The 22286-nt window shown below is 66.1% G+C and carries 24 protein-coding genes; 14 read left to right on the top strand and 10 right to left on the bottom strand.

Annotation, left to right across the window (positions count from 1 at the left end; translation table 11 throughout):
- Positions 1–35 precede the first annotated feature (35 nt).
- On the bottom strand, positions 36–278 hold the full coding sequence (locus JWN03_RS29050) for a tyrosine-protein phosphatase (RefSeq protein ID WP_297621726.1): 243 nt from the start codon (positions 276–278) through the stop codon (positions 36–38).
- A 76-nt stretch (positions 279–354) separates the two neighbouring features.
- On the opposite strand from JWN03_RS29050, the gene JWN03_RS29045 reads away from it, so the two are divergent.
- The 5 genes from JWN03_RS29045 to ruvB all read left to right on the top strand — a co-directional run bounded on the left by JWN03_RS29045 (position 355) and on the right by ruvB (position 3720).
- A complete protein-coding gene (locus JWN03_RS29045; protein WP_297621725.1) occupies positions 355–864 on the top strand; it encodes an O-acetyl-ADP-ribose deacetylase in 510 nt (169 codons plus the stop codon).
- Positions 865–904: 40 nt separating this feature from the next.
- The gene (locus JWN03_RS29040; RefSeq protein ID WP_297621724.1) at positions 905–1351 is read left to right on the top strand and encodes an acyl-CoA thioesterase; all 447 of its coding nucleotides are present in this window, start codon (positions 905–907) and stop codon (positions 1349–1351) included.
- Positions 1352–1438: 87 nt separating this feature from the next.
- On the top strand, positions 1439–2008 hold the full coding sequence (gene ruvC, locus JWN03_RS29035; RefSeq protein ID WP_297621723.1) for a crossover junction endodeoxyribonuclease RuvC: 570 nt from the start codon (positions 1439–1441) through the stop codon (positions 2006–2008).
- Positions 2005–2610 carry a Holliday junction branch migration protein RuvA gene (ruvA, locus tag JWN03_RS29030; RefSeq protein WP_297621722.1) on the top strand — a complete coding sequence of 202 codons (606 nt, stop codon included), beginning with the start codon at positions 2005–2007 and terminating at the stop codon, positions 2608–2610. Before ruvC ends, ruvA begins: the two co-directional genes overlap by 4 nt.
- Positions 2611–2616: 6 nt before the next feature.
- Positions 2617–3720: a Holliday junction branch migration DNA helicase RuvB gene (ruvB, locus tag JWN03_RS29025; protein ID WP_297621721.1), complete on the top strand. Its 1104-nt coding sequence runs from the start codon at positions 2617–2619 to the stop codon at positions 3718–3720.
- A gap of 90 nt (positions 3721–3810) precedes the next feature.
- Here ruvB and JWN03_RS29020 read toward each other — a convergent pair whose 3' ends face one another.
- Positions 3811–4821, bottom strand: coding sequence for an NADP-dependent oxidoreductase (locus JWN03_RS29020; protein WP_441343074.1), 1011 nt, complete (start codon positions 4819–4821; stop codon positions 3811–3813).
- 28 nt (positions 4822–4849) lie between these two features.
- Between JWN03_RS29020 and JWN03_RS29015 the strand changes: the two genes are divergently transcribed.
- Positions 4850–5824, top strand: coding sequence for a GlxA family transcriptional regulator (locus JWN03_RS29015; RefSeq protein ID WP_297621719.1), 975 nt, complete (start codon positions 4850–4852; stop codon positions 5822–5824).
- A 231-nt stretch (positions 5825–6055) separates the two neighbouring features.
- Here JWN03_RS29015 and JWN03_RS29010 read toward each other — a convergent pair whose 3' ends face one another.
- On the bottom strand, positions 6056–6757 hold the full coding sequence (locus tag JWN03_RS29010; protein ID WP_297621717.1) for a FadR/GntR family transcriptional regulator: 702 nt from the start codon (positions 6755–6757) through the stop codon (positions 6056–6058).
- Positions 6758–6913: 156 nt separating this feature from the next.
- Here JWN03_RS29010 and JWN03_RS29005 point away from each other — a divergent pair, with 156 nt between their 5' ends.
- Both JWN03_RS29005 and JWN03_RS29000 read left to right on the top strand, forming a co-directional pair.
- A complete protein-coding gene (locus JWN03_RS29005) occupies positions 6914–8056 on the top strand; it encodes an acetamidase/formamidase family protein (protein ID WP_297621715.1) in 1143 nt (380 codons plus the stop codon).
- Positions 8056–9234 carry an amidase family protein gene (locus JWN03_RS29000; protein ID WP_297621713.1) on the top strand — a complete coding sequence of 393 codons (1179 nt, stop codon included), beginning with the start codon at positions 8056–8058 and terminating at the stop codon, positions 9232–9234. Before JWN03_RS29005 ends, JWN03_RS29000 begins: the two co-directional genes overlap by 1 nt.
- A 236-nt stretch (positions 9235–9470) precedes the next feature.
- On the opposite strand, the gene JWN03_RS45585 is transcribed toward JWN03_RS29000, so the two are convergent.
- On the bottom strand, positions 9471–9647 hold the full coding sequence (locus JWN03_RS45585; protein ID WP_366914492.1) for a hypothetical protein: 177 nt from the start codon (positions 9645–9647) through the stop codon (positions 9471–9473).
- 382 nt (positions 9648–10029) lie between these two features.
- Between JWN03_RS45585 and JWN03_RS28990 the strand changes: the two genes are divergently transcribed.
- Complete coding sequence (locus JWN03_RS28990; RefSeq protein WP_297621709.1) at positions 10030–10923, top strand: M48 family metalloprotease; 894 nt, start codon at positions 10030–10032, stop codon at positions 10921–10923.
- Here JWN03_RS28990 and JWN03_RS28985 read toward each other — a convergent pair.
- Positions 10853–12181 (bottom strand): amidohydrolase family protein, encoded by a 1329-nt coding sequence (locus tag JWN03_RS28985; protein WP_297621707.1) that lies wholly within the window; start codon positions 12179–12181, stop codon positions 10853–10855. The genes JWN03_RS28990 and JWN03_RS28985 overlap by 71 nt on opposite strands.
- Before the next feature lie 117 nt (positions 12182–12298).
- Complete coding sequence (locus tag JWN03_RS28980; RefSeq protein ID WP_297621705.1) at positions 12299–12943, bottom strand: GntR family transcriptional regulator; 645 nt, start codon at positions 12941–12943, stop codon at positions 12299–12301.
- Positions 12944–13174: 231 nt separating this feature from the next.
- Here JWN03_RS28980 and JWN03_RS28975 point away from each other — a divergent pair, with 231 nt between their 5' ends.
- From JWN03_RS28975 to JWN03_RS28960, 4 genes are all read left to right on the top strand, one after another.
- Positions 13175–14374, top strand: a complete 1200-nt coding sequence (locus tag JWN03_RS28975) for an amidohydrolase (protein ID WP_297621703.1) — start codon at positions 13175–13177, stop codon at positions 14372–14374.
- A gap of 70 nt (positions 14375–14444) precedes the next feature.
- Positions 14445–15308: an ABC transporter ATP-binding protein gene (locus JWN03_RS28970; protein ID WP_297621701.1), complete on the top strand. Its 864-nt coding sequence runs from the start codon at positions 14445–14447 to the stop codon at positions 15306–15308.
- Positions 15305–16261, top strand: a complete 957-nt coding sequence (locus JWN03_RS28965) for an ABC transporter permease (RefSeq protein WP_297621699.1) — start codon at positions 15305–15307, stop codon at positions 16259–16261. Before JWN03_RS28970 ends, JWN03_RS28965 begins: the two co-directional genes overlap by 4 nt.
- A gap of 33 nt (positions 16262–16294) precedes the next feature.
- Positions 16295–17431 carry an ABC transporter substrate-binding protein gene (locus tag JWN03_RS28960; RefSeq protein ID WP_297621698.1) on the top strand — a complete coding sequence of 379 codons (1137 nt, stop codon included), beginning with the start codon at positions 16295–16297 and terminating at the stop codon, positions 17429–17431.
- Positions 17432–17435: 4 nt separating this feature from the next.
- Here JWN03_RS28960 and JWN03_RS28955 read toward each other — a convergent pair whose 3' ends face one another.
- From JWN03_RS28955 to JWN03_RS28940, 4 genes are all read right to left on the bottom strand, one after another.
- Positions 17436–18752, bottom strand: coding sequence for a DUF2254 domain-containing protein (locus JWN03_RS28955; protein WP_297621697.1), 1317 nt, complete (start codon positions 18750–18752; stop codon positions 17436–17438).
- A 122-nt stretch (positions 18753–18874) separates the two neighbouring features.
- Positions 18875–19321 (bottom strand): hypothetical protein, encoded by a 447-nt coding sequence (locus JWN03_RS28950; protein ID WP_297621696.1) that lies wholly within the window; start codon positions 19319–19321, stop codon positions 18875–18877.
- Between the two features lie 83 nt (positions 19322–19404).
- A complete protein-coding gene (locus tag JWN03_RS28945; RefSeq protein WP_297621695.1) occupies positions 19405–19965 on the bottom strand; it encodes a DivIVA domain-containing protein in 561 nt (186 codons plus the stop codon).
- An 82-nt stretch (positions 19966–20047) separates the two neighbouring features.
- Positions 20048–20719 carry a TetR/AcrR family transcriptional regulator gene (locus JWN03_RS28940; protein ID WP_297621694.1) on the bottom strand — a complete coding sequence of 224 codons (672 nt, stop codon included), beginning with the start codon at positions 20717–20719 and terminating at the stop codon, positions 20048–20050.
- A 57-nt stretch (positions 20720–20776) separates the two neighbouring features.
- Here JWN03_RS28940 and JWN03_RS28935 point away from each other — a divergent pair, with 57 nt between their 5' ends.
- A complete protein-coding gene (locus JWN03_RS28935; protein ID WP_297621693.1) occupies positions 20777–22270 on the top strand; it encodes a flavin-containing monooxygenase in 1494 nt (497 codons plus the stop codon).
- Positions 22271–22286: the final 16 nt, after the last annotated feature.

Below are 22286 nucleotides of genomic sequence, written 5' to 3'. Positions count from 1 at the left end.
GGCTGGTCACTACGCATCGGTGACCAGCCGGACTTTCAGCTTCTCGATCGTTCCGGCTCGGGAACCGAACTCTTGGCCTCGATCTCCCACGGATACCGCAGATCTATGACCGTGCGAATATTCAGGTCGAGGAAGTGATTCCAGTTTTGGTCGCGTAGCTTTCCCAGCGAGTCGGATCGATACAACCGTCCCCACGCGACCATCCGCCCGTCGCCGGTCCGGTAGCCACCCAGATCCCGGAAGTTGTGCAGTCGTTCGAACTCGATGTGCCGCTTCATATTCAACCCCCTGAGAACACTCCGGCAGACTCATCCTGCCACCTCCTGCTGTGTCGTCCGGTGCGAGAATGCGGGCATGGTCGAATTGGTTGCGGTTCGGGGGGACATCACTGGGCAGGATGTGGATGCGGTGGTGAATGCGGCGAATTCGTCACTGCTGGGCGGTGGGGGTGTGGACGGGGCTATTCATCGCAAAGGCGGGCCCGAGATTCTTGCTGCGTGCCGGGCCTTGCGGGCTTCGCACTACGGGCGTGGGTTGGGGACCGGGCAGGCGGTGGCCACCACGGCGGGGCGGCTGCCGGCGCGATGGGTGATTCATACGGTGGGGCCGGTGTGGTCGGAGAGTGCGGATCGGTCCGAATTGTTGGTGTCGTGCTATCGGGAATCGCTGCGTGTGGCAGATGAATTGGGGGCGCGGACGGTCGCGTTTCCGGCGATCTCCACGGGGATCTTCGGGTGGCCCATCGACGATGGGGCTCGGCTTGCGGTCGAGACCGTCCGCGGAACCGACACCGCCGTGCGTGAAGTGCGATTCGTTTTGTTCACCGAGGACGCCTACCAGGCCTTTCTTGCGCAAGGAATCTGAGCAGCGCGTTCTTGTCGGTGGGGTCTGCAAGGGTGGGGTTGTGACGAATACGTATGAGCCGTTCCGGATTCGGATCGAGGTCAGGGTGTCTGATCTGGATCCGCAGTTGCATGTGACGGGGGCTGCGTATCAGCAGTTTGCTGATCATTCACGGTTCGAATGTGTTCAGGCTGCGGGGATTTCGGTGGCGGAGTTGCTGGCTGAGGGGTTGGGTCCGGTGAATTTGGAGACGGTGATCAAGTACCACAGGGAGTTGCGGGCGGGGGATTCGGTAGAGGTGTCGTGCTCTTGGATGTGGGGTGAGGGGAAGACGTACCGCGTTGAGCACAACCTGATTCGGGCTGATGGGGAGCTCTCCGCGACCGTCAGTCATGTGAGTGGGCTGATGGATCTACGTACCCGGCGGCTGGTGGCGAATCCGGCGCAGGAGTGGGGGAAGCGGGCCAAGGATCCGACGCTGCTGGGTGTGCAGCCGTCCTGTCCGTGAGCGGCGTGCCCGTGTCGATGGGCGGGGAATCTCCGCTGTTCCGTTAGACTCTCGAACAGTTGTTCGTCTGCGGTGAGAGGGGCTTTCGTGCGGGTGATGGGCGTCGACCCCGGGCTTACCCGGTGCGGGCTCAGCATGGTCGAGGGTGGTTCGGGGCGGACGGTCAAGGCCATTCAGGTCGATGTGGTGCGCACGCCGCCGGATATGGATCTGGCGCAGCGGCTCATGGGTGTCGCCGATGCCGCTGAGCTGTGGATGGACAAGTACAAGCCCGAAGCCGTGGCGATCGAGCGGGTGTTCTCGCAGAACAATGTGCGGACGGCCATGGGCACCGCGCAGGCGGGTGGCGTCATCGCACTCGCGGCGGCGCGGCGCGGGATCCCCGTGCACTTCCACACTCCCAGTCAGGTGAAGGCAGCTGTCACCGGAAACGGTTCGGCGGACAAGGCACAGGTAACCGCCATGGTGACCCGTATCCTCGGGCTGGCGGTCGCGCCGAAACCGGCCGACGCTGCCGACGCGCTCGCACTGGCCATCTGCCATTGTTGGCGCGCGCCGATGATCGATCGTATGGCGAAGGCAGAGGCCATGGCGGCCGCGCAGCGGCGCATGTACGAGGAACGGCTTGCCCAGCAACGGAAGGCGGTGTCCGGGTGATCGCGTCGGTACGCGGTGAGGTGCTCGAGATCGGGCTCGACCATGTGGTCCTGGAGGCCGCCGGCGTCGGGTATCGGCTCAATGCCACTCCCATCACACTATCCACGCTCACCCGCGGCGAGGATGCCCGCCTCTACACGACCATGATCGTGCGCGAGGATTCCATGACGCTGTTCGGGTTCTCCGACACCGAGTCGCGGGAGCTGTTCGGGCTCCTGCTGACCGTGTCCGGCGTCGGCCCCAAGATCGCCATGGCGGTGCTCGCGGTGCTCGAACCCGAAGCGCTGCGCAAGGCGCTCGCGGAATCCAATGTTGCCGCCCTGACCCGCGTGCCCGGTATCGGCAAGCGTGGCGCCGAGCGCATGGTCGTGGAATTGCGCGACAAGGTGGATCTTGTTCCGGTGCAGTCCGGTCCGCCCGGATCCGGACCCGCCGCCATGATCACCCCGGTACGCGAGCAGGTGGTGGAGGCGCTGATCGGCCTCGGCTTCCCGGTGAAGCAGGCCGAACCCGCGGTGGAGGCGGTCCTGGTTCACGATCCCGACCTGGGTACCTCACAGGCGTTGCGGGCGGCGCTGGGGCTGCTGGGCAAGAACCGTTAGGCGATCATGATCGACGAACCCGACTTCGACGCCGACTCGGCCGATTCCGACGAATCCGCCGTCAGCGCAAGCTATCTCACCTCCGATGGGGAGATCGAGGCCAGCCTGCGCCCGAAATCCCTGGACGATTTCATCGGCCAGCCGCGCGTGCGCGAACAGCTCGCGCTGGTGTTGCGCGGGGCGAAACAGCGAGGCGGCACACCGGATCACGTGCTGCTCTCGGGTCCGCCCGGACTCGGCAAGACGAGTATGGCCATGATCATCGCGGGCGAACTGGGTTCCGCGCTGCGCCTCACCTCCGGTCCCGCGCTCGAACGGGCCGGTGATCTGGCCGCCATGCTCAGCAATCTCGTCGAGGGCGATGTGCTGTTCATCGACGAGATTCACCGCATCGCCCGGCCCGCCGAGGAAATGCTGTACCTGGCCATGGAGGATTTCCGCGTCGATGTGGTGGTCGGCAAGGGTCCGGGCGCGACCTCGATCCCGCTGGATATCGCACCCTTCACCCTGGTCGGTGCGACCACCCGCTCCGGTGCGCTGACCGGCCCGCTGCGTGACCGCTTCGGCTTCACCGGGCATATGGATTTCTACGAACCCGCTGAGCTGCAACAGATTCTGGTCCGGTCGGCACGCATTCTGGGTGTGCAGCTGGAGATCGACGCCGCGACCGAGATCGCCGGCCGCTCCCGTGGCACGCCGCGTATCGCCAACCGCCTGTTGCGCCGCGTCCGCGACTACGCCGAGGTGAAGTTCGACGGCATTGTGACCCGGAAGCTCGCGCAGGCCGCACTTGCCGTCTACGACGTGGATGTGCTCGGCTTGGACCGTCTCGACCGCGCCGTACTCACGGCACTCATCCGCAGCTTCAACGGTGGCCCGGTAGGCGTCTCGACCCTGGCCGTCGCGGTGGGGGAGGAGTCCGCCACCGTCGAGGAAGTCTGCGAACCCTTCCTCGTCCGTGCGGGTTTGGTGGCCCGCACCCCGCGCGGCCGGGTCGCGACAGCCGCAGCGTGGGAGCACCTGGGTCTGGTGCCGCCCCCCGACCTGGTCTTCGGTTCCATCGAAGTCCGTGCCCGCGAATCACATCCGGGCCTGTTCGACTCCGCATAGGCGAGCTTTCATGATCACCAGGAACTGGTGGCGGGCTGTTCTCGACTGATGCCGCCACCAGTTCCTGGTGATCAACCGCCCAATGCGAGTTCAGTCGACGGTGAGGACTAGTTTGCCGGCGGTGCGGCCGGTTTCGCCGAGGGCGTGCGCCTTGGCGGCGTCGGCGAGCGGGAAGACGCCTGCGATCGTGGGGCGCAGGGCACCGGAGGCGGCGAGGTCCGCGAGGGCGGTCATGCCGGCGTGATCGGCTTCGACCAGCAATACGGCCGCGCGCACGCCGCGCTCCCGGGCAGCCGCGATCAGCACCTCAGCTTCGCGGGCGCGGATGGATACCAGGATTCCATTGGGGCTCAGGGACTTCAGTGATTCGATGGCGTGGTCGGCATCGATCGGATCGAGAATGACGTCGACGTTCCGGACGGCCTCCGCCACATCGGTGGTGCGATAGTCGATCACCTCGTCCGCGCCGAGGCTGCGCAGGAAGTCGTGATTGGCGGAACTGGCGGTCCCGATCACGTACGCGCCGCGGGCTTTGGCGATCTGCACGGCGAAGTGGCCGACTCCACCGGCGGCGGCGTGGATCAGGACACGCTGTCCCGCTTGCAGATCGGCGGTATCCACCAGCACCTGCCATGCGGTGAGCGCGGCCAGCGGGATGGCGGCGGCCTGAATGTGGCTGAGACCGGCGGGCTTCCGGGCGAATGCGCGGGCGGGACCGGTGACGTATTCCGCTGCGGCTCCGTGTCCGTGCGGATAGGGCAGCATGCCGAAGACCTCGTCGCCGGGCTCGAACAGGGTGACGCCGACGCCGATCGCCACCACCTCGCCGGACACATCCCAGCCGAGCACAAACGGCGGTTCCGGAAGAAACAGCCCGGTCCGGCTGCGGTGACCCCAGTCGGTGGGATTGAGCGCGGTGGCGCGCACCCGCACCAGGATTTCGCTGGGACCGGGCTGCGGCACCGGGCGTTCCACCTCGTGCAGTACCTCCGGTCCGCCCAGCACATCCTGGCTGATGGCACGCATGGTCTCGGGAATGCTGATGCTCTGCTCGCTCATGTCACCCAGCTTGCCGTCGTCTGCCGCCCCGGGAAATGGCACGATCGCCATTATTCGATAGGATCGTGCCATGGAGATGCAGGCAATCCCGCCACGCCGGGTGGTCGTGCTGGCCTTGAACGGGGTGTATCCGTTCGAACTCGGCATCCCCTATCGGGTGTTCGGCACCGCCGACGGGCGCTATGAGGTGCTGACCTGTTCGGTCGACGGCCGGCCGGTGCGCAGCAATTCCGATTTCGACATTGCCGTCGCCCACGATGCGAGCATCCTGGAGACCGCAGATACCGTGGTCATTCCGCCGTGTGATGTGCTGTCGATCCTGAAGGACGGACTGCCGCAGCAGGTTTCGGATGCTCTTGCCCGTATTCCACCGCAGGCCAGGCTGGTTTCCATCTGCACCGGCGCGATTGTGGTGGCTGCCGCGGGCCTGCTGAACGATCGCCCCGCGACCACGCACTGGAACTTCAGCGACGAATTCCAGCGCCGCTTCCCCCGCGTCCGTGTGGACCCGAATGTCCTGTACGTCGATGACGGCAACGTCCTCACCTCGGCGGGTGCGACCGCCGGAGTCGACCTGTGCCTGCACATCATTCGCCGCGATCACGGCAGCGAGGTCGCCAATATGGTCGCTCGCCGCTGTGTGGTGCCGCCGTGGCGGGAGGGCGGTCAAGCCCAGTTCATCGAACAACCGATGCCCCCGCTCGCCTCCCCGGGCACCGCCCCCGCCCGGCAGTGGGCGCTGGAGAACCTGCACGAACCCCTGACCATGGCCGATCTCGCGGGCCAGGCACGCATGAGCGGCCGCACCTTCGCCCGCCGTTTTCGCGACGAGGTCGGCATGAGCCCGGGCCGCTGGCTGATTCAACAGCGAGTGTTCCGCGCCCGCGAACTCCTGGAAACCACCGAGCTGCCGGTGGATCGCATTGCCGCCGAAGTAGGTTTCGCCACCGGAGCCTCCCTGCGCCAGCACCTGCACGAGGCCATCGGCGTCGCCCCACTGGCCTACCGCCGAACCTTCCGCGCCGTCGCCCTCGCCGGATCCTGACTTCCCGCAGTCGGTTTCGTGCCCGGCGCGATCTTCGACTCACGCTGAGCCGGCCGTGGCAATCCGCTCGGATAGCAGGAGCTCCGCGGCCGTTCATCGGTGTCGACGACATTGTGCGCATAGCCACTCGCATCGTGCGCTGGGCGATCGGGCCACGCATTCCGGAGTCCGGGTGAGACCACGCCGCCCTGACCTGCTGCAGCGCAGCAGTTCGAGTGCTGCGCTGCGCGCTTACCGCGCGGCCCGGGGGAGGCTGAGGTCGCGCACCTCGTGCAGGTGCAGTTCCATGGCTGCTGCTGCGGCGGCGCCGTCGCGACGGGCGACGGCGTCGTAGATCAGTTGGTGGCCGCGCAGGGACGTGCGCCGGCCGAGTTTGGTGCGGTGCGAGAGGGTTCGGGTGCGGCGGGTCCAGTCGGTGGTCATGGTGCACAGGGTCACCAGCAGGGGGTTTTGCGCGGCGTGTGCCAGCAGGGTGTGGAACTCGATATCCAGGCGCAGTGATTCGGCGGCGGAGAGGGTTTCGTGGCTTTGTGTGAGGACGGACTCCAGCGAGAGCAGATTCGACTCCACGGCGCGCAGTGCGGCCAGCTGAGCGATTCGTGGCTCGACGAGATCTCGGAGCTCGCTGGCGTAGCCGAGTTCGATATCGGCTTCGGCGAGACTGCCAGCCAATTCCGCTGCCCCGCGCGGCATCTCGGTGACGGTGCTGCCACGTCCCTGACGGCGCTCGATGAGCTTTTTCGATTCCAGTTCGAACATGGCCTGCCGGAGGGATGAGCGGGAGATGTTCATACTGGCGGCGAGTTCGCGCTCCGGCGGCAGTTTGTCGCCCGCGCACAGCTCACCGCTGATGATCAGGCCCTCCAGGTGCGCCGCGACCTCCGCGCTCACACTGCGGGAGCGGCGGCTCAGCGGTGGTATCGAAGTGGTCACCGACTCAACTCTAAATCCGTTCGTATGGTTGCCATTTCGTGGCTGTAAACCATTGGTTACGTTAGGTTTCGAATAGCGTCTTCGGTCGTTCGCCTGTCTTATGGTCGGCATATCGGATGGTCCGACCAATTGCGGTCGGGTATGGAAGGTATGAGCGTGACGTCGATCGTGCAGGAGTTCGTCCCCGCGTTTCCGGTGCTGCAACAGGGCGAGGGGATCGCCGGTGCGGACCTTTACATCCCGGCCGAGCCGCCGAAGGTGTTGTGGGGGCGCATCCCCTGTATCGGCGACAAACCCATCGCCACCGTCGACCCCGGGCAGACAGTACTCATCGACACCATCAGCCATGAGGGCATTCTCGAGGATCAGGGGTCGGACCCGGTCGCCTATTTCGGCAGGCACGGGGTTGAGACCGGTCATATCCTGACCGACACAGTCGAAGTCGCCGCCGCCCGCAAGCGCGACTCCCTCGCCGGACCGCATATTGTCACCGGGCCGATCGCTGTCACCGGCGCCCAGCCCGGCGACCTGCTCGCCATTCGCATCGATGACCTGGCCATGCGCGCGCCCTACGGCGTCGTCTCCACCCGGCACAATCGCGGTGTGCTCGCGCATCGTCTCGGCTTCGACGGTGACTACGGCCAGTTCTGCAGCGTCGCGGCGCGCGACGGAGAGTGGTTCGGTGCCATGCCGATTCACCCCGACCGGCCCCACCGTGCGGAGTTCCCGATCAACCCGTTCCTCGGGCTCATCGGTGTGGCCACCGATACCGACTCGCACATCTCCTCGGTGCCGCCCGGTCAGCACGGCGGCAATATCGATATCCGCCGCCTCACGCCCGGGGCGACACTCTTTCTGCCCGTGCAGGTCGAGGACGCGCTCTTCTACATCGGCGACCCGCATTTCGCGCAGGGCAATGGCGAGGTCGCGCTGACCGCACTGGAAGCACCGCTGCGGGCCCGCCTCACCGTGGACCTGGTCCCCGCCGCCGAGGTGACAGCAGGCCTCAGCCGTTCCATCGGCCCGTTCGCCGCCGCCCACGGCTTCGTCATCCCCACCGGCCTGGACCCCGACCTGAATCGGGCGCTCGAGGTTTGCGTCCGCAATGCCGTCGAAATGGTGGTGTCCCTGTTCGACGCCGACCCGCAGCAGGCCTACCTCTACCTCAGTGCCGCGACGGATTTCAATATCTCGCAGGCCGTGGACCAGGTGCGCGGCGTGCACGGCGAGATCAGGGTGGCCGACTTCGCGCACCATGCGACCACCGACCTGGCGCGCCGCATTCTGGGGCGTGCGTAGTGGAGGAAGACCCCGAGGTGCGGGGGAGCGGTGACGGCGTCTGGCGCGTACTGGGCGCGCCCCTGGTCGCGGCCACCGCGCCGGGCCCGCTGTCCGGTCACGCCGTGGCGGTGAAAGACCTCTACGCCGTGGCCGGATTCGCCCTCGGCGCAGGCGTACCCGACTATCTCGGTGAACCGCAGCCCGACCACGCCGCCGCCGTTTCGACTCTGCTGTCGGCCGGTGCCGACATCACCGGCATAGCGCACACCGACGAATTCGCCTACAGCATCACCGGATCCAACGGCCGCTACGGCATGCCGGTGAATCCGGCAGCGCCCGAACGTATTCCGGGTGGTTCCTCCAGTGGTTCGGCGGTGGCTGTGGCGCGAGGTGAGGTCACCATCGGCCTCGGCACCGATACCGCAGGCTCCATCCGAGTTCCCGCCGCCTACCAGGGCCTCTGGGGCATCCGCGCCACTCACGGCCGTATCTCCACCGAAGGTCTCGTCCCACTGGCCCCTTCCTTCGACACCGTCGGCTGGATAGCACGCGACCCGGAAACACTTGCCGCCGTGGCTGATTGCCTGCTACCGGACCCCGACTCGACCTCGCCGCGGCTCGTCGTCGATCCCTCGCTGTGCGTCGTCGCAGACGGCGACCTGGCGAGCCGTACACTCTCCGCCGCCAATGCGCTGAGTGCCACCGACCTGGACCTGGATGCCGACCTCGACGCCTGGTTCACCGCCTTCCGTATGGTGCAGGCGCACGAAGCCTGGACCACCTACGGGAACTGGATCACCACCCACCCCAACGCCTTGGAACCCGAAGTGGCCCAACGCTTCGCCTACGCCGCTACCATCTCCGATACCGCCGCGGACCGCGCTCGCGCAGTGGTGGCCGCCGCAGCTGACCACCTGCGAAGCGCACTGACCGGCCGAACTCTCCTACTCCCCACCACAGCAACCCTCCCACCCCCACGCGCAGCACCCGCCATCACCTTGGAGGCAGGCCGAACCAGGACCCTCCACCTGACCTGCCTGGCCTCCCTCGCAGGCCTCCCCGCAGTCACCTTCCCCACTCGCCCGATCGACGGCCTCCCCGTAGGCCTCTGCCTCCTCGGGGCTCCGGACACCGACCACACCCTGATCCGCCAAGCCCACATCATTGCCTTATCCCATCTCCCCCAACCACACTGACCGACCGCCGGTCGACAGCGAGTCACCCGTCGTCGACGTCGTCCGAAATCCCACCCCCCGACTCTCCCGACCCGCGGCCCCCGCCTCCCCAAAGGCGCCATTCGCGCGCCCACCCCCACCCGCGACGCCGAGTGGGCTCTCATGGTGGCGACACGCCGCAGTTGTCCACCGTCAGAGCCCACTCGGCGCGGGCTGGGTTTTGGGTGTAGCTGGCGTGTGGCCTGCCGCGATGGACTTCAGGACTTGCGTTCACGGTGGGTGGCGACGCGGGTACGGGTGGCGCAGCGGGGGGTGCAGTACTTCTGGGGTCGGCGGCGGCTGTGCTGCTCACCACCGGCTACGGCGATCCCGCAGGCCCGCTGAACTCCAGCGGCTACCGGCCCTCGGCAGCGGTCGGAGCCCGGCTGCCGCATGCTTGGCTGGCCGACGGTCACTCCACCTTCGACCTGATCGGTCCAGGCCCTACACTTCTGTCGGGAAAGCAATTGCCAGAACAGCTTCGGCGGGAGTTCGGCCTGTCCGGCACCACCGCACTACTGGTACGCCCGGACGGACGCATCGGCGCCTGTCTGTACGCATGAGGGTTGCCCTGTTGCCGAATCGCTCGTAGCTCTTCGGGGACCATGGAATTCGGGGCGAGGATGCGCGATTTCTGCTGTGTATCTTGAATATTCAGCTCCCTTCTCAGTATCGGTACCGTCTATGTTCGCTCCACGGCTCGAATCCGCGGACTCCGAATATCGTGCTGCCTATCGGTCGCAATTGCGCAGGCGGCGTTTGCTGACATCGGCCCTGATGCTGATCGTTTCGTGGCCGGTGCCCGTGCTGATCGGACTGCTGCTCGCACGTCTTGGCGCCCTCGTCGGGGATTGGCTGGCCGTGGTACTGCTGGTTGTATGGCTCGTCTCCGCGACCCTGCTGCTACTGGCCTTCCCTCGATCAGAGGAGCAGATCGCCGATTACGTGCCGCGCCGGCCGAATGCCGCGGAGTCTGAGGTGTTGAATCCTGCGTGGCACGAGACGATGTGCGCACTGGGGCTCGGAGACTCCGCGTTTTCGCTGTGGGTGCGGCAGGGCGAGGGGCCGACGGGTGGCGCTCTACCTGGCGGCATGGTCGTCCTCTCGGCAGCCGCGGTGCCCGAACTCCCGCCTGAGCAGTTGCGGGGCCTGCTGGCTCATGAAATCGGCCACCTCCTGGGCAGCGGCGGTGTCTGGTGGTGGCGATTGGCCCACTGGTATGCCATACCCCTGCGATTGCCTTTGGCTGCGGTCACGAGGTTCGCCCGTCTGGTTACCTCGCGTTCGGCCCACGTGCTCCAGACAGGCGCGGTGGCCGCGGGACAGCTGGGCGTTCTGATCGGATTGAGCGTGCTGACGTGGCAATTGCTCGGTTCGGTTGCCGCGATCGTGCTGCTCGGGTCGGCGGGGGTGCAGCGATTCGCTCAGCTCGCCATCTCCCGCCGCAGCGAATTCGCCGCCGATCAGGTGGTCGTGGACGTCGGATACGGGGCAGGATGGCGGGCATACCTCGCGCACCGCCGAAAGTACGACTGGATGCCGGTGGAAATCGTCGAATCGGGCTCGCTGGTGATCCGCGCGCTCGACTTGTTCGTGGAGATCAATTCGACGCATCCATCGGTGTATCGGCGAATTCGAGAGATCGCTTGGCGATGGCAAACCCGGCAGTGAACGGTTGGTGCGTGTCGATTCCATCCCGAATTCTGCTGGTGCGGGCGACTATTCGGCCTGCCTTCAGCACGTAGTTGCGATCAGGGCGGTCCAGGAGAGCGTCGGCCACCCGGTGGGTGGAGAGGACGACCAGGTCCGCGGGTGCACCGGGGCGTAGGCCGTAGTCGCCCGCGATCCCAATCACGCGAGCGGCCTCGGTGGTAGCCATGGCGAGGACTCGGGTCAGGTCTTCGGCGCCGGAGAGGTGGCAGGTCTGGGCGAGGAACAGGCCGATGTCGAGGAGGTCGGCATTGCCGTAGGGGGTGAAGGCATTGCGAATGTTGTTGGAGGAGTACGCGGTGGTGATGCCTGCCGCCCAGAGTTCGCGGAGCGGGGCGATGCCGCGGCGGACATTGGTGGTGTCGGTGCGGCCGCCCAGATGCATATCGGTGGCGGGGAGCGGAACTACCGCGACACCGGCGGCGGCGAGGCGGGCGAGGGTGTGGTGTCGGCGGGAGGGTTCCTGTCCGGCCAGGGATGTCATGTGGCCCAGGGTGACTCGGCCGGACATGCCGGTACGGTCGGTGACGTCGGCGATGTAGTCGGCCATGGCGAAGCGCGGATCGGTGGCATCGTCGGCGAAGTCGGCATGCATGTCCACGGGGACATCGAATTCGGCGGCGAGGTCGAAGACCAGGTCTATGTGGCGGCGGCATTCGGCGACGGTGGGTTCGTTGTAGGCGCAGCCGCCTATGACGTCGGCGCCGAGGTGCAGGCTTTCGCGGAGCAGGTCGAGGGTGCCGGGAGCTTGCAGGATGCCCTCTTGCGGGAACGCGACGATCTGGAGATCGATGCGGTCTCGGTATTCGTCGCGCAGCTCGAGCAGGGCTTGCACACCACGCAGCCCGACAATGGGATCGACGTCGGGATGTGCGCGAATAACGGTGGTGCCATGGGCGATTGCCATATCCAGGACGCGGCGGGCACGGTCGCGGATCGAATCGACGGTGAAACCGCGCTTGAGTTCGGCGGTGACCGCGATGGCCCCGGCCAGGGTGCCGTCGGGGTTCGGCCGTTCCGCGTCCAGGAGCGCCTTGTCCAAATGCACATGGGATTCGATGAGGCCGGGAATGACCACGCGACCGGCGCAATCGATTTCGTCGCGAGCCCGCACGGGCAGTCGGTGGCCGATATCGGTGATGCGGCCGTCGGCAATGACGATATCCACCGGCTCGATATTGTCGTCGATGCGGGCATTGCGCAGCACGAGATCCGCCATTGGTGCCTCCTGAACGAGAGTGTCACCGTTTGTATACGACCGGCGTGTTTCGTCCGAAGGCGGGAATTGCTGCGCTGATGTTACGAGCCACCTTGCCGGGCAAGGACTTCCGATGGCCTAGGGCAGCTGGCGCAGCCGATAGGCGTACGCCGCCTGCGCGATATGGTCGGCGACCACCTGCGCGGCGCGGTCGGGATCACCGGCCTCCAGTGCGGCGCAGATCTCCTCGTGCTCATGCCAGGAGTCACTGGCCCGGCGTGGCAGTTCGACGGCGTAGACCCATGCGATCTTCCAGCTCAGCTGGGTGATCAGCTGTTCGAGCAGGGTGCTGCCGGACGCCTCGGCGAGCACCTCGTGGAAGCGGCTGTTGAGGCGGGTCAGTTCTTCCAGTCGACCGGCGCGCACGGCATCCTGGCCCAGCACGGTGAGTTCCTTGAGGCGCCCGAGCTGTTCGGGCGTGCGGCGCACGGCCGCGCGGGAGGCGCACAGCGGTTCCAGGCGGGCGCGGATCTCCAGCAGATCCGCCGCCTCCTCCTCGGTCAATTCCGCGACGAAAACTCCGGCGTAGGGCCGTGACGAGGCGAAACCCTCGGCCTCCAAGGTGCGCAACGCTTCCCGCACCGGCACGCGCGAGACACCGTAACTCTCGGCGAGCGACTCCTCGGTGAGGCGCTGGCCCGGGGTGAACACCCCGCTGATGATGTCGTCGCGAATCGCGCGGCACAGCTGCTGCGGCGTCATGCGCCGGACGGTGCTGCTCACTGCGGCCTCACAAACGAAACGGGGAAAGGGGCATTTGCATACGATCCATCGTGGTGCTGCCGGATCGATTGGCGCAAATGTACTGCATGAAAGCGGTTGTCCGCCTGTGTGACCGCAGGCGGGTGCGGCCGGGTGTGAGCCGCATTGCCCCACCGCGATCTTCAGCGCGCTGGGTCAGGGCAGTTTGTATACGATGTGTTGCATATCTGTCTGGTCGGAAGAGGAACATCGATGAACGATCTATTGCTTCGCGGCGGCCGCCCCTGGATTCCCGGTCAGCCTTTGGAAACCGCCGATATCGCGATCAGCGACGGCCGGATCGCCAAGATCGGCCCGAATCTCACCGAAACCGCCACGGAAACCATCGATCTGGCGGGCGCGCTGGTTCTGCCTGGCCTGGTCGACTCCCACTGTCACCTCGACAAGACCATGTACGGCGGCCCCTGGGTGCCCAATAGTGGTGGCCTGACCCTGCAGGGTCGCATCGCGAACGGCGAAGGCCGGCGCGACGAACTCGGTCTGCCCAGTGCCGATTACGCGGCGAACCTGCTGGGAGCCATGATCTCCGGCGGTACCGCCCACGTGCGCAGTCATATCGATATCGACCCGGAGGTCGGGTTGCGCGGGGTGGACGCCGTGCGCGCCGCGGCCGAACGGTATTCGGGTCGAGTGGACGTTCAGCTGGTCGCCTTCCCCCAAGGTGGCCTGCTGACCCGTCCCGGCACCGACAAACTTCTGGAGGCCGCCCTCGCCGACGGCGTCGAGGTGATCGGCGGCCTGGACCCGGCCGGATACGACCGCAATGCCAACGGCCAGCTCGATCTGATCTTCGGCCTCGCCGAGAAGTACGGCGCGCGTATCGATATCCACCTGCATGACCGCGCCGCCCTGGGCGCCTGGCAGTACGACCTGATCATCGAACGCACCCGGGCCACGGGGCTGGCCGGTCGCGTCACCATCAGCCACGCCTACGCCATGGGGGAGCTGGCACCGGGCGAACAGCGGCGCATTGCGGAAGGCCTTGCCGAGGCGGGAGTGTCGATGGTCACCTGCGCGGTCGGGGATGCCCCGGTGGTGCCGGTGCGGCTCATGCACGAGGTGGGTGCGACCCTGGCGCTCGGCAATGACGGCATTCGCGATCTGTGGACCCCGTACGGCGACGGGGACATGCTGCGCCGCATTATGACCGTCGCCTTCCGTGACCGTCTGGTGTCCGACCCGGAGATCGAACTGGCACTCGCCGCCGGAACCTACGGTGGCGCACAAGTTCTCGGTCTCACCGACTACGGGTTGATCGGGGGAGCGGCTGCCGATCTCTGCACCGTCAGCGCTGAAACGCCCGCCGCCGCTGTGGTTTCCGTGGCGGCACGCACGCTGGTGCTCAAGCGCGGCCGGATCGTCGCGCGTAATGGCGTTCTCGTCGAGAACTGATCGTATACGAAACAGTGGCGTAATCATGTAGACCGCGAACGGCAATGAGCCACCGATAGAACTGTGAAGCATGAGCACCACCGCTTCACAAGCCATTACCGGCCAGGGCCGGGCCGGTGAGACGGATGCCGCCGACGACGGCAACGTATACACCCGCCCGGCCGCCACCGTCCCGGCATTGTCCTTCCAGAACGTCTCGCTGGTCTTCGAGAACGGCACGCACGCGCTCGACGGCATCGATATCGACATTCGCCCAGGCGAATTCGTCTCCCTGGTCGGACCCTCCGGCTGCGGCAAATCGACCCTGCTGCGCCTGGCCGCCGGATTCGACAAGCCCACCGCGGGCACCGTGGCGGCGGCCACCAGCAAGCTGGGGTACGTCTTCCAGGAGGCGACCCTGCTGCCGTGGCGCTCGGTACTGCGCAATGTCGAACTCCCCGCCGAACTCTCGGGCGTCGACAAGGCCACCCGCCGCGCCGCGGCCCGGGACGCCATCGAACGAGTGGGGCTGTCGGGCTTCGAAAACCACAAGCCCGCACAGCTTTCCGGCGGTATGCGCATGCGGACCTCGATCGCTCGCGCGCTCACCGTCGCACCGGAACTGTTCCTCTTCGACGAACCCTTCGGCGCACTCGACGAGATCACCCGGCAGCGACTGAACGAAGAGGTGAGCGGCCTGTACCGGCGCTCGGGCTTCACAGGCGTCTTTGTCACCCACTCCGTGGCCGAGGCGGTATTCATGTCCACCCGGGTCGTCGTGCTGACCGGTCGCCCTGGGCGGGTGTCGGCGGATATCCCGGTGCCGCTGGACTTCCCGCGCGTACCGGAGCTGCGCTATACCCCCGAGTTCGGGGCCATCGCCGCCACCGTCTCGGCGGCGCTGCACGACGCCGAACGCACCGACATCACCCCGACCGGGAGGGCCGCCGCATGACCGCCGCCACCGCCCGCTCCGCCACTGCCGCAACGCTTGTCGCCGCGGTCATGGCGGGCGAGAACTCCGCCGAACCCGTCGAGGCCGCGCCGATGAGTGGCGGGACCAAGACTCTCGCAGGCGCGGGGCTGCGCACCCCGGGGCCGCGTAATCGCCGAAAACTGCGGTGGCCCTTCGCGATTGCCCCGGTGCGCATCATTGCCCCGGTCACCGTCTTCGTCCTCGTCATCTCCGCCTGGACGGTGGTCAGCCACTTCGTGCTCGCCGCGGATTCCCGGTTCCTGCTGCCCCCGCCGGAGTCGGTGCTGTCCAAGGGCCTGCTGAATGCCGCGACCCGCACCGAGATCCTCTCGGCGCTGGGCGCCACCGTGCAGATCGCGCTCACCGGCCTCGTCATCGCCATTGTGCTGGGCGTCGCCTTCGCGGTGATCATGAGCCAGGCCCGCTGGGCCGAATACTCCCTGTACCCGTATGCCGTGATCCTGCAGACGATTCCGGTGCTGGCGGTGGTCCCGCTCTTCGGCTTCTGGTTCGGTTACGAATTCAGCAGCCGCGTCATCGTCTGCGTCATGGTGTCGCTGTTCCCGGTCATCACCAATACGCTGTTCGGCCTGAAATCGGTGCAGCCCGCCGAACACGACCTGTTCACGCTGCACGGGGCCAACCGGTGGCAGCGCCTGCTGAAACTGCAACTGCCCGCGGCACTTCCGGCCATGATCACCGGCTTCAAGATCTCCGCCGGCATGGCCATCATCGGATCCATTGTCGCCGACTTCTTCTTCCGCCAGGGCGATCCCGGCATCGGCCGCATGATCGACGTCTACCGGCAGCGCCTGGCCACCGAAGAACTGCTCACCGCCCTGCTGCTGTCCTCCCTCGTCGGCCTGATCCTGTTCTGGGCCTTCGACTTTCTCGCCGCCCGCGTCGATCGCGCACACGGCAAGCGCGCCTGATTTCCACCCCTCTGTGACAACCTAGGAATGCTTGTGAAGAAACGTCTCCTCGCCACTGCCGCGCTCGCGGGCAGCCTCAGCCTTGTGCTCGCGGCCTGCGGCGGTAGCTCCTCGTCGCCCAAACCGACCGGCCAGGGTGTCCTCGCCGGCGTATGCCCGGCCACCGTGGTGATCCAGACGGATTGGTACGGGACCCCCGAACGCGCCGCCGCCTACCAGCTGGTCGGACCCAATGGCACCGTCGACGCCAAGAAGGGCGCATATGTCGGCCCGCTCGGCGACACCGGCGTGAATGTCGAAGTGCGCCTGGGCGGTCCGTTCCTCGGCGGGCAGCCGGTGCCGGCCCAGATGTATCAGGACACCAGCATCACCCTGGGTCTGGTGCCCACCGACGAGCAGGTGCGGGCCGAGGCCAAACTCCCGCTCACCGGCGTCTTCGCCTCGCTGCAGACCAACCCGCAGGTCATCATGTGGGATCCCGCGACGTACCACATCAATTCGTGGAAAGACGTGGCCGCCAGCGGCGCGCCGATCCTGTACTCCGAGGGCAAGCCCTATATGGACTACCTCATCGCCAACGGCGATGTGAAGAAGGAACAGCTCGACGCCTCCTACGACGGCACTCCGAGCCGCTTCGTCGCCGAGAAGGGCCGAGTCATGCAGCAGGGCTACGTCTCCAATGAGCCCTACCGCTGGGAACACGATGTGAAGGGCTGGCAGAAGCCGACCGGCAGCCTGCTGGTCTCCCAGTCCGGCTACGAGATCTACCCGCATCAGTGGTCGGTGCGCACCGGTGAACTCGACAAGCTCCGCCCCTGCCTGCAGAAGCTCGTCCCCATGCTGCAGCAGGCCCAGATCGACTACGCAGCCAACCCCGAACCCACCAATCAGGCCTTACTGAAAATCTCCCAGGCCATCCCCGACGGCCCGCCCATGACCGCGGCCGCCAATACCGATTCCGTCAAAGTCCAATTGGCGGACAAGATCATCGCCAATGGCCCCGGCAATACCCTCGGAAATTTCGACACGGCCCGTATCGACCGCGTGATCGCCGCCGTCACCCCGATCCTGCACAGCCAAGGCCAGCAGGTCCCCGACGGTTTGGCCGCGAAGGATCTGGTCACCAATGAATTCATCGATCCGACAAAGGGATTGAAGACCCAGGGCTGAGCGCTCAGGCGGTGATGCGCTCGCGGAGGGCCTGGCAGCGACGCAGAATATCGTCGCGGTCGGACTGCTCCGGCACCGAATCGGCCACGGACCGCTCGATCATCTCCGCCTGATCCAACAGCACCTGCTGCCGCTCCGGCGCGCTCGTCCGATCCATGATCTGGGTGAGCGCGTCGAGTTGGCGAATCATAATGGCGGGCATGCCGATTCCGGCCTGCCGAATCTTCTCGAAGGACCGCTGCACGAGGCGCTCATAACTCACCTGCTCGGCAATCACCCGGATCTGCCCGCTGCGGCAGCGGCGCACCGGTGCGGGATCCCAGGACACCGCGAGCCGGGACAGACAGTCGCCCAGCCAGTCGATGCATGTCATGACGGTGAAGGTGTCGTTGACCGCCAAAGACAGCGCCCGCAGGGCGATCTCGACCAGTTGGTCGATACCGAACGAAATATCCTGGGTGAGAGTGCGTGTCGGCCCGGCCACGTGGCCTCGATCGAGCTTGACCGCCACCACCTCGGCCGCCGAAGCCGGCCAGACCATGGCCATGACCTGCCCCTCGGTGAGGAAATGTCCTGGGCGGTAAGGCAAATGGATGACCGCATCGGCCTTCTCGGCAATATTGACCAGCTGCTCGTAGCGGATGTACTGCAGATAGCCGCTGGTGGCGGTGCGTACCGGACCGCCGGATTCGGCCATCAGCACCAGCAATTCGGCGGCAGAGGGCCCGGTCTCGATGCCCGTGCCCTGGGCTGTGCCGTCGGTGTACGCCGCCGCCGCGATCGAGACGTCCCGCGCGATCCCGGCGATCACTCTGGGCAGCTGGATCTCCTGCGCAATGTGATTGATGAAGTAGATCAGCACGACCAGATCGAGCACCAGCGAGGCGATCGCCACCGTGGTGCTGATGTGCGGCACGAACTCCGGACCGACCACCACCAGCGTCGCGACCGTATAGACGAAGGTCGCCACGAAGGTTCCGAGCGTCACCTGGGTGCCGCGATCGCGAATGAAGTTGCGCAGCATGCGTGGACCGAACTGCGTCGAGGCCAGCGTCAGCGCGACGATCGTGATCGAGAAGACCACGCCGACCACCGTGATGATGGCGGCGGCGATCGCGGTGAGCACCTGCCGCGCGGCATCCGGCGTCCCGCCGATCACCCAGGAGGGAATCCCGAACTCACCCCGGAACGTTGCCCGGTCCAGGCCGTAGGTGAGGACGAAGACCGCTACCGCGGCCAGCACTTCGATGGTGGGAACGAACCACAGATTCGTGCGCAGCGTATCCCGCCGCCGGTCCCATTCGGGATTTATGCCGCGCACGGTGCGCCTCCAGCTCGATCGATGAGTTGACGTGCCGGCCAGACTCCTCGCCGTACCTGGATGAAATGTATACGCGCGGGGCGCGGAAGGGAGATATGAGCGCCCCTTCCGCGATCCTTGATCTATGCCTCCAGCAGTGCGCTCGCGCGCTCGCCCGCCTGCAGCAGCATGGTGATCGCGGCCTCGGCCAGGTCCGGATCGATATCGCTGAGCGCGGCATCGGTCAATTGTCTTGCGTGGGTGTATGTCTGCTTGAAGTGATCAGCGCCGGCGGCAGTGAGTTCCACGGTGGCGCCCGCGGTGTCGAACACGATGTCGCCCGTCGGTGCGATTCGCTCCAGCAGGCTGATGACCTGTGACCGAGGCAGATCCATGCGCTGATCCAGCTCGGCCACCACTGCGCTGAGGCGCAGCGCGGGGCCCTGTTCATTCAGCAGCGTGAACAGCATCCAGGTGGGGAAGTCGGTGTTCTGGTCCGCCAGCGCGCGGTCGTGCAACTTCTTGATCTTGTGTGCGGTTTCGCCGAGTGCGCGGCCGAGGCTCGGCCGCGGCGCGGGATTCTGGGTCATGGGAACCTCCAAGAAACGTTGGTAAGACCAACGCTACTCTGAGATTGATGGTCGCGCCAACGATAGTTCGAGGTTTCCAGGATTCAGCGCGAGGCCTTCTCCAGCTGGTGCGCCGCCAGATCGAGGAAGGCGTCGACCTCCTCGCGGTGATAGGCCGCCGTCCCACCGGGTGCGGTGTGAAAAGCCGTGCCCCGCACATCTTCTGCGGTGAGGCCGTTCGGCCCGTCATGGGCGAGGGTGGCGGCCAGGCGATCGAGGAACGCACCCACTTCCTCTGCCGCATAACCGGTCAGGCCGAACGGGGGAGCGGAGAACTGGACGCGCAGGACGTCGTCGTGGGTGAGGCGATCCTTGTCGCGGCCCGTCGGCACCCGATGGCAGCCGCGGCGCACGAACTCCAGCTGCATGCAGGCTCGATCCAGGAATTCGTCGACCTGGTCGATGTCGTAGCCGCGATGCCCGCGCGGGGCCTGATCGAATTCGACCAGCCGGATATCGGCGGCGCTGAGGTGATCGTGACCGATCATGGTGTCGGCAATGCGCGTGCAGAAGGCATCCACCTGGGCGGGGTGGTAGCCGTGGTGCCCGAACGGTGCTGTGCCGAAGTGCCTGCGGCGAACGTCCTCGGGGGTCACGTCGGACATTGTGCCAATGTGCTCATGTCCGAATCGCCGCCGCCCCTTGTGGATCCGCTTTGTCGGATGAGTCCGTGTGCGCGTGGCGGATTCAGTCCTTGCGCACGCCGTCGATGAGCAGTCGCCGAATGGCCTGGGTGAGGCCGGCGACCGCCGACTCGTCGAGATCGGGATTGCGCAGTCCGTGCAGGATCGCCGCCAGCAGCATGCCGGTGACGGCCTTGGCGGTATTGACGGTGTCCAGATCGGCGCGCAGATACCCCTGTTCCACACCGTGCTCCAGATAGGCCGTGGTCAGCGCGTCCGCGGTATCGAGCAGGCCGTACAACCGCATGGTGAGTTCGGCGTCGATACCGGTGGCCTGGAACAGCAGCAGCTGTGCCACCCGCCGATCCTCGAGGAAGATGCTGTTCAGCGCCGCGCCGATGCGTTCGAGCTGCCCCCGGTACGCCTCCAGGCTCTCGGCCGCGTCGGGTGCGTTCTCGGTGCCCAGGGCCTCCACGATGCGGGCGGCCAGATCGTCGATGACGTGATCGATGATGTCGCGCTTATTGGCGAAGTACCGGTAGAAGGTGCCGTGCCCGATGCCCAGCTCATTGGCGATATCGGCAATGCCGGTGGCGTGATAGCCCTTCTCTGCGAAGCAGGCGAACGCGGTATCGATGATCTCCTGGCGGAGCTCGGCCTTGCGCCGTTCGAGTCGGGAGGATGGCTTCGTCACGACCCCGATGATACGGTGTTCATTAACGGAATGAGATGTCATTCCGTGACAACTGAGTCACAGGGCTCTTGTGAGCCGCAGCTTTCAGGGAGGTTCGGCGTGGCACCTCAGTACGACGCCATCGTGGTCGGTGCGGGTTTCGGCGGCATGGGCGCGGGCATCGAATTGGATCGGCTCGGTCTGAGCAATTTCGTGATCCTGGAGCGCGAGGACGACCTCGGCGGCACCTGGCACGTCAATCACTATCCGGGCCTGGCCGTGGACATCGCCTCGGTCACCTACTCGTACTCTTTCGAGCCGAACCCGAACTGGTCGCGACTGTTCGCGCCGGGCGCCGAGCTCAAGAAGTACGCCGAGCATGTGGCCGACAAGTACGACCTGCGCCGACGCATGCGCTTCGACACCGTGGTCGGGGGCGCACGCTGGGACGAAGAGCAGCAGCACTGGGTCGTCGCCATCGAGAACGGCGAATCCCTCACCGGCCGTTACCTGCTGACCGCCACCGGCTTCCTGTCACAGCCGTACACGCCGCCGTTCCCGGGTATCGACACCTTCAAGGGCAAGATCATCCACACCACCCGGTGGGAGAACGACTTCGATCTCACCGATCGCAAGGCCGCCATCATCGGCACCGGAGCCACTGCCGTGCAGTTGATTCCGGAGGTCGCCAAGAAGGCCGAGGCGCTCACCGTCTTCCAGCGCACCCCGATCTGGGTGGTGCCCAAGGTCGATGTCGCCATCTCGAAGTCGGTGCAATCGCTCTTCGCGCGAGTTCCTTTGACGCAGAAGGCCGCCCGGCTGGCCAATACCACCGCGCTGGAAGCCCTCATGGTCGTCGGCGTGCTGCATTTCAAGCAGGCCAAGCCGCTGAACAAGGCTGCCGCCGCCCTGGCCAAGGCCCATCTGCGGACTTCGGTGAAGGACAAGGAAACTCGCAAGAAGCTCACGCCGGATTACGACTTCGGCTGCAAGCGCCCCACCTTCTCGAACCTGTACTTCAAGACCTTCAACGAGCCGCATGTGCGCCTGGAGACCAACTCCATCGACCACATCGAGCCCGACGGCATCGTCACCGCCGACGGCAACAAGACCGAGATCGACACCCTGATCCTGGCCACCGGCTTCAACCTGTGGGATGTGAACTTCCCGGCCATCGAGATCATCGGCCGTGAGGGCGTCAACCTCGGAAAGTTCTGGCGCGACAACCGCTTCCAGGCATACGAGGGCATCAGCGTGCCGAAGTTCCCGAACTTCATCAGCCTCAACAGCCCGTATTCCTACAGCGGGCTGTCCTACTTCACCACCATCGAAGCCCAGATGAAGCATATGGGCCGTCTGTTCGGTGAGATGAACCGTCGCGGCGAACAGGTTTTCGAGGTCAACGAAGCGGCCAATGCCGGATTCCTGGATCGTGTCACCGACAAGCTGGACTCCTCGGTGTTCTACAGCGGCCAGTGCTCCACCGCGCGCAGCTACTACTACAACCAGCACGGTGAGGCGGCGTTGCTGCGTCCCACCAGCACGCTCAACGCGCACCGCGAAGCGGTGACCTTCCCGCTCGACGATTACACCTACGGGGCGCAGTCCGCCTGAGCGGCTCGTCGGTCGT

This window comes from Nocardia sp. (assembly GCF_025465275.1).
GTDB lineage: Bacteria > Actinomycetota > Actinomycetes > Mycobacteriales > Mycobacteriaceae > Nocardia.
The sequence above is the reverse complement of the archived record's forward strand: the minus strand, read 5'-3'. Positions and strand labels throughout refer to the sequence as shown.

Excerpts from the sequence above, each read along its gene's own strand:
- JWN03_RS28990 (WP_297621709.1), top strand. The coding sequence starts at position 10,030 with ATGCTGATCGTTTCGTGGCCGGTGCCCGTGCTGATCGGACTGCTGCTC.
- JWN03_RS29050 (WP_297621726.1), bottom strand. The coding sequence starts at position 278 with ATGAAGCGGCACATCGAGTTCGAACGACTGCACAACTTCCGGGATCTG.
- JWN03_RS45585 (WP_366914492.1), bottom strand. The coding sequence starts at position 9,647 with ATGCGGCAGCCGGGCTCCGACCGCTGCCGAGGGCCGGTAGCCGCTGGA.
- JWN03_RS28975 (WP_297621703.1), top strand. The coding sequence starts at position 13,175 with ATGAACGATCTATTGCTTCGCGGCGGCCGCCCCTGGATTCCCGGTCAG.
- JWN03_RS29015 (WP_297621719.1), top strand. The coding sequence starts at position 4,850 with ATGGAGATGCAGGCAATCCCGCCACGCCGGGTGGTCGTGCTGGCCTTG.
- JWN03_RS28970 (WP_297621701.1), top strand. The coding sequence starts at position 14,445 with ATGAGCACCACCGCTTCACAAGCCATTACCGGCCAGGGCCGGGCCGGT.
- JWN03_RS28940 (WP_297621694.1), bottom strand. The coding sequence starts at position 20,719 with ATGACATCTCATTCCGTTAATGAACACCGTATCATCGGGGTCGTGACG.
- JWN03_RS28950 (WP_297621696.1), bottom strand. The coding sequence starts at position 19,321 with ATGACCCAGAATCCCGCGCCGCGGCCGAGCCTCGGCCGCGCACTCGGC.
- JWN03_RS28985 (WP_297621707.1), bottom strand. The coding sequence starts at position 12,181 with ATGGCGGATCTCGTGCTGCGCAATGCCCGCATCGACGACAATATCGAG.
- ruvB (WP_297621721.1), top strand. The coding sequence starts at position 2,617 with ATGATCGACGAACCCGACTTCGACGCCGACTCGGCCGATTCCGACGAA.
- JWN03_RS28945 (WP_297621695.1), bottom strand. The coding sequence starts at position 19,965 with ATGTCCGACGTGACCCCCGAGGACGTTCGCCGCAGGCACTTCGGCACA.
- JWN03_RS28965 (WP_297621699.1), top strand. The coding sequence starts at position 15,305 with ATGACCGCCGCCACCGCCCGCTCCGCCACTGCCGCAACGCTTGTCGCC.
- JWN03_RS29045 (WP_297621725.1), top strand. The coding sequence starts at position 355 with ATGGTCGAATTGGTTGCGGTTCGGGGGGACATCACTGGGCAGGATGTG.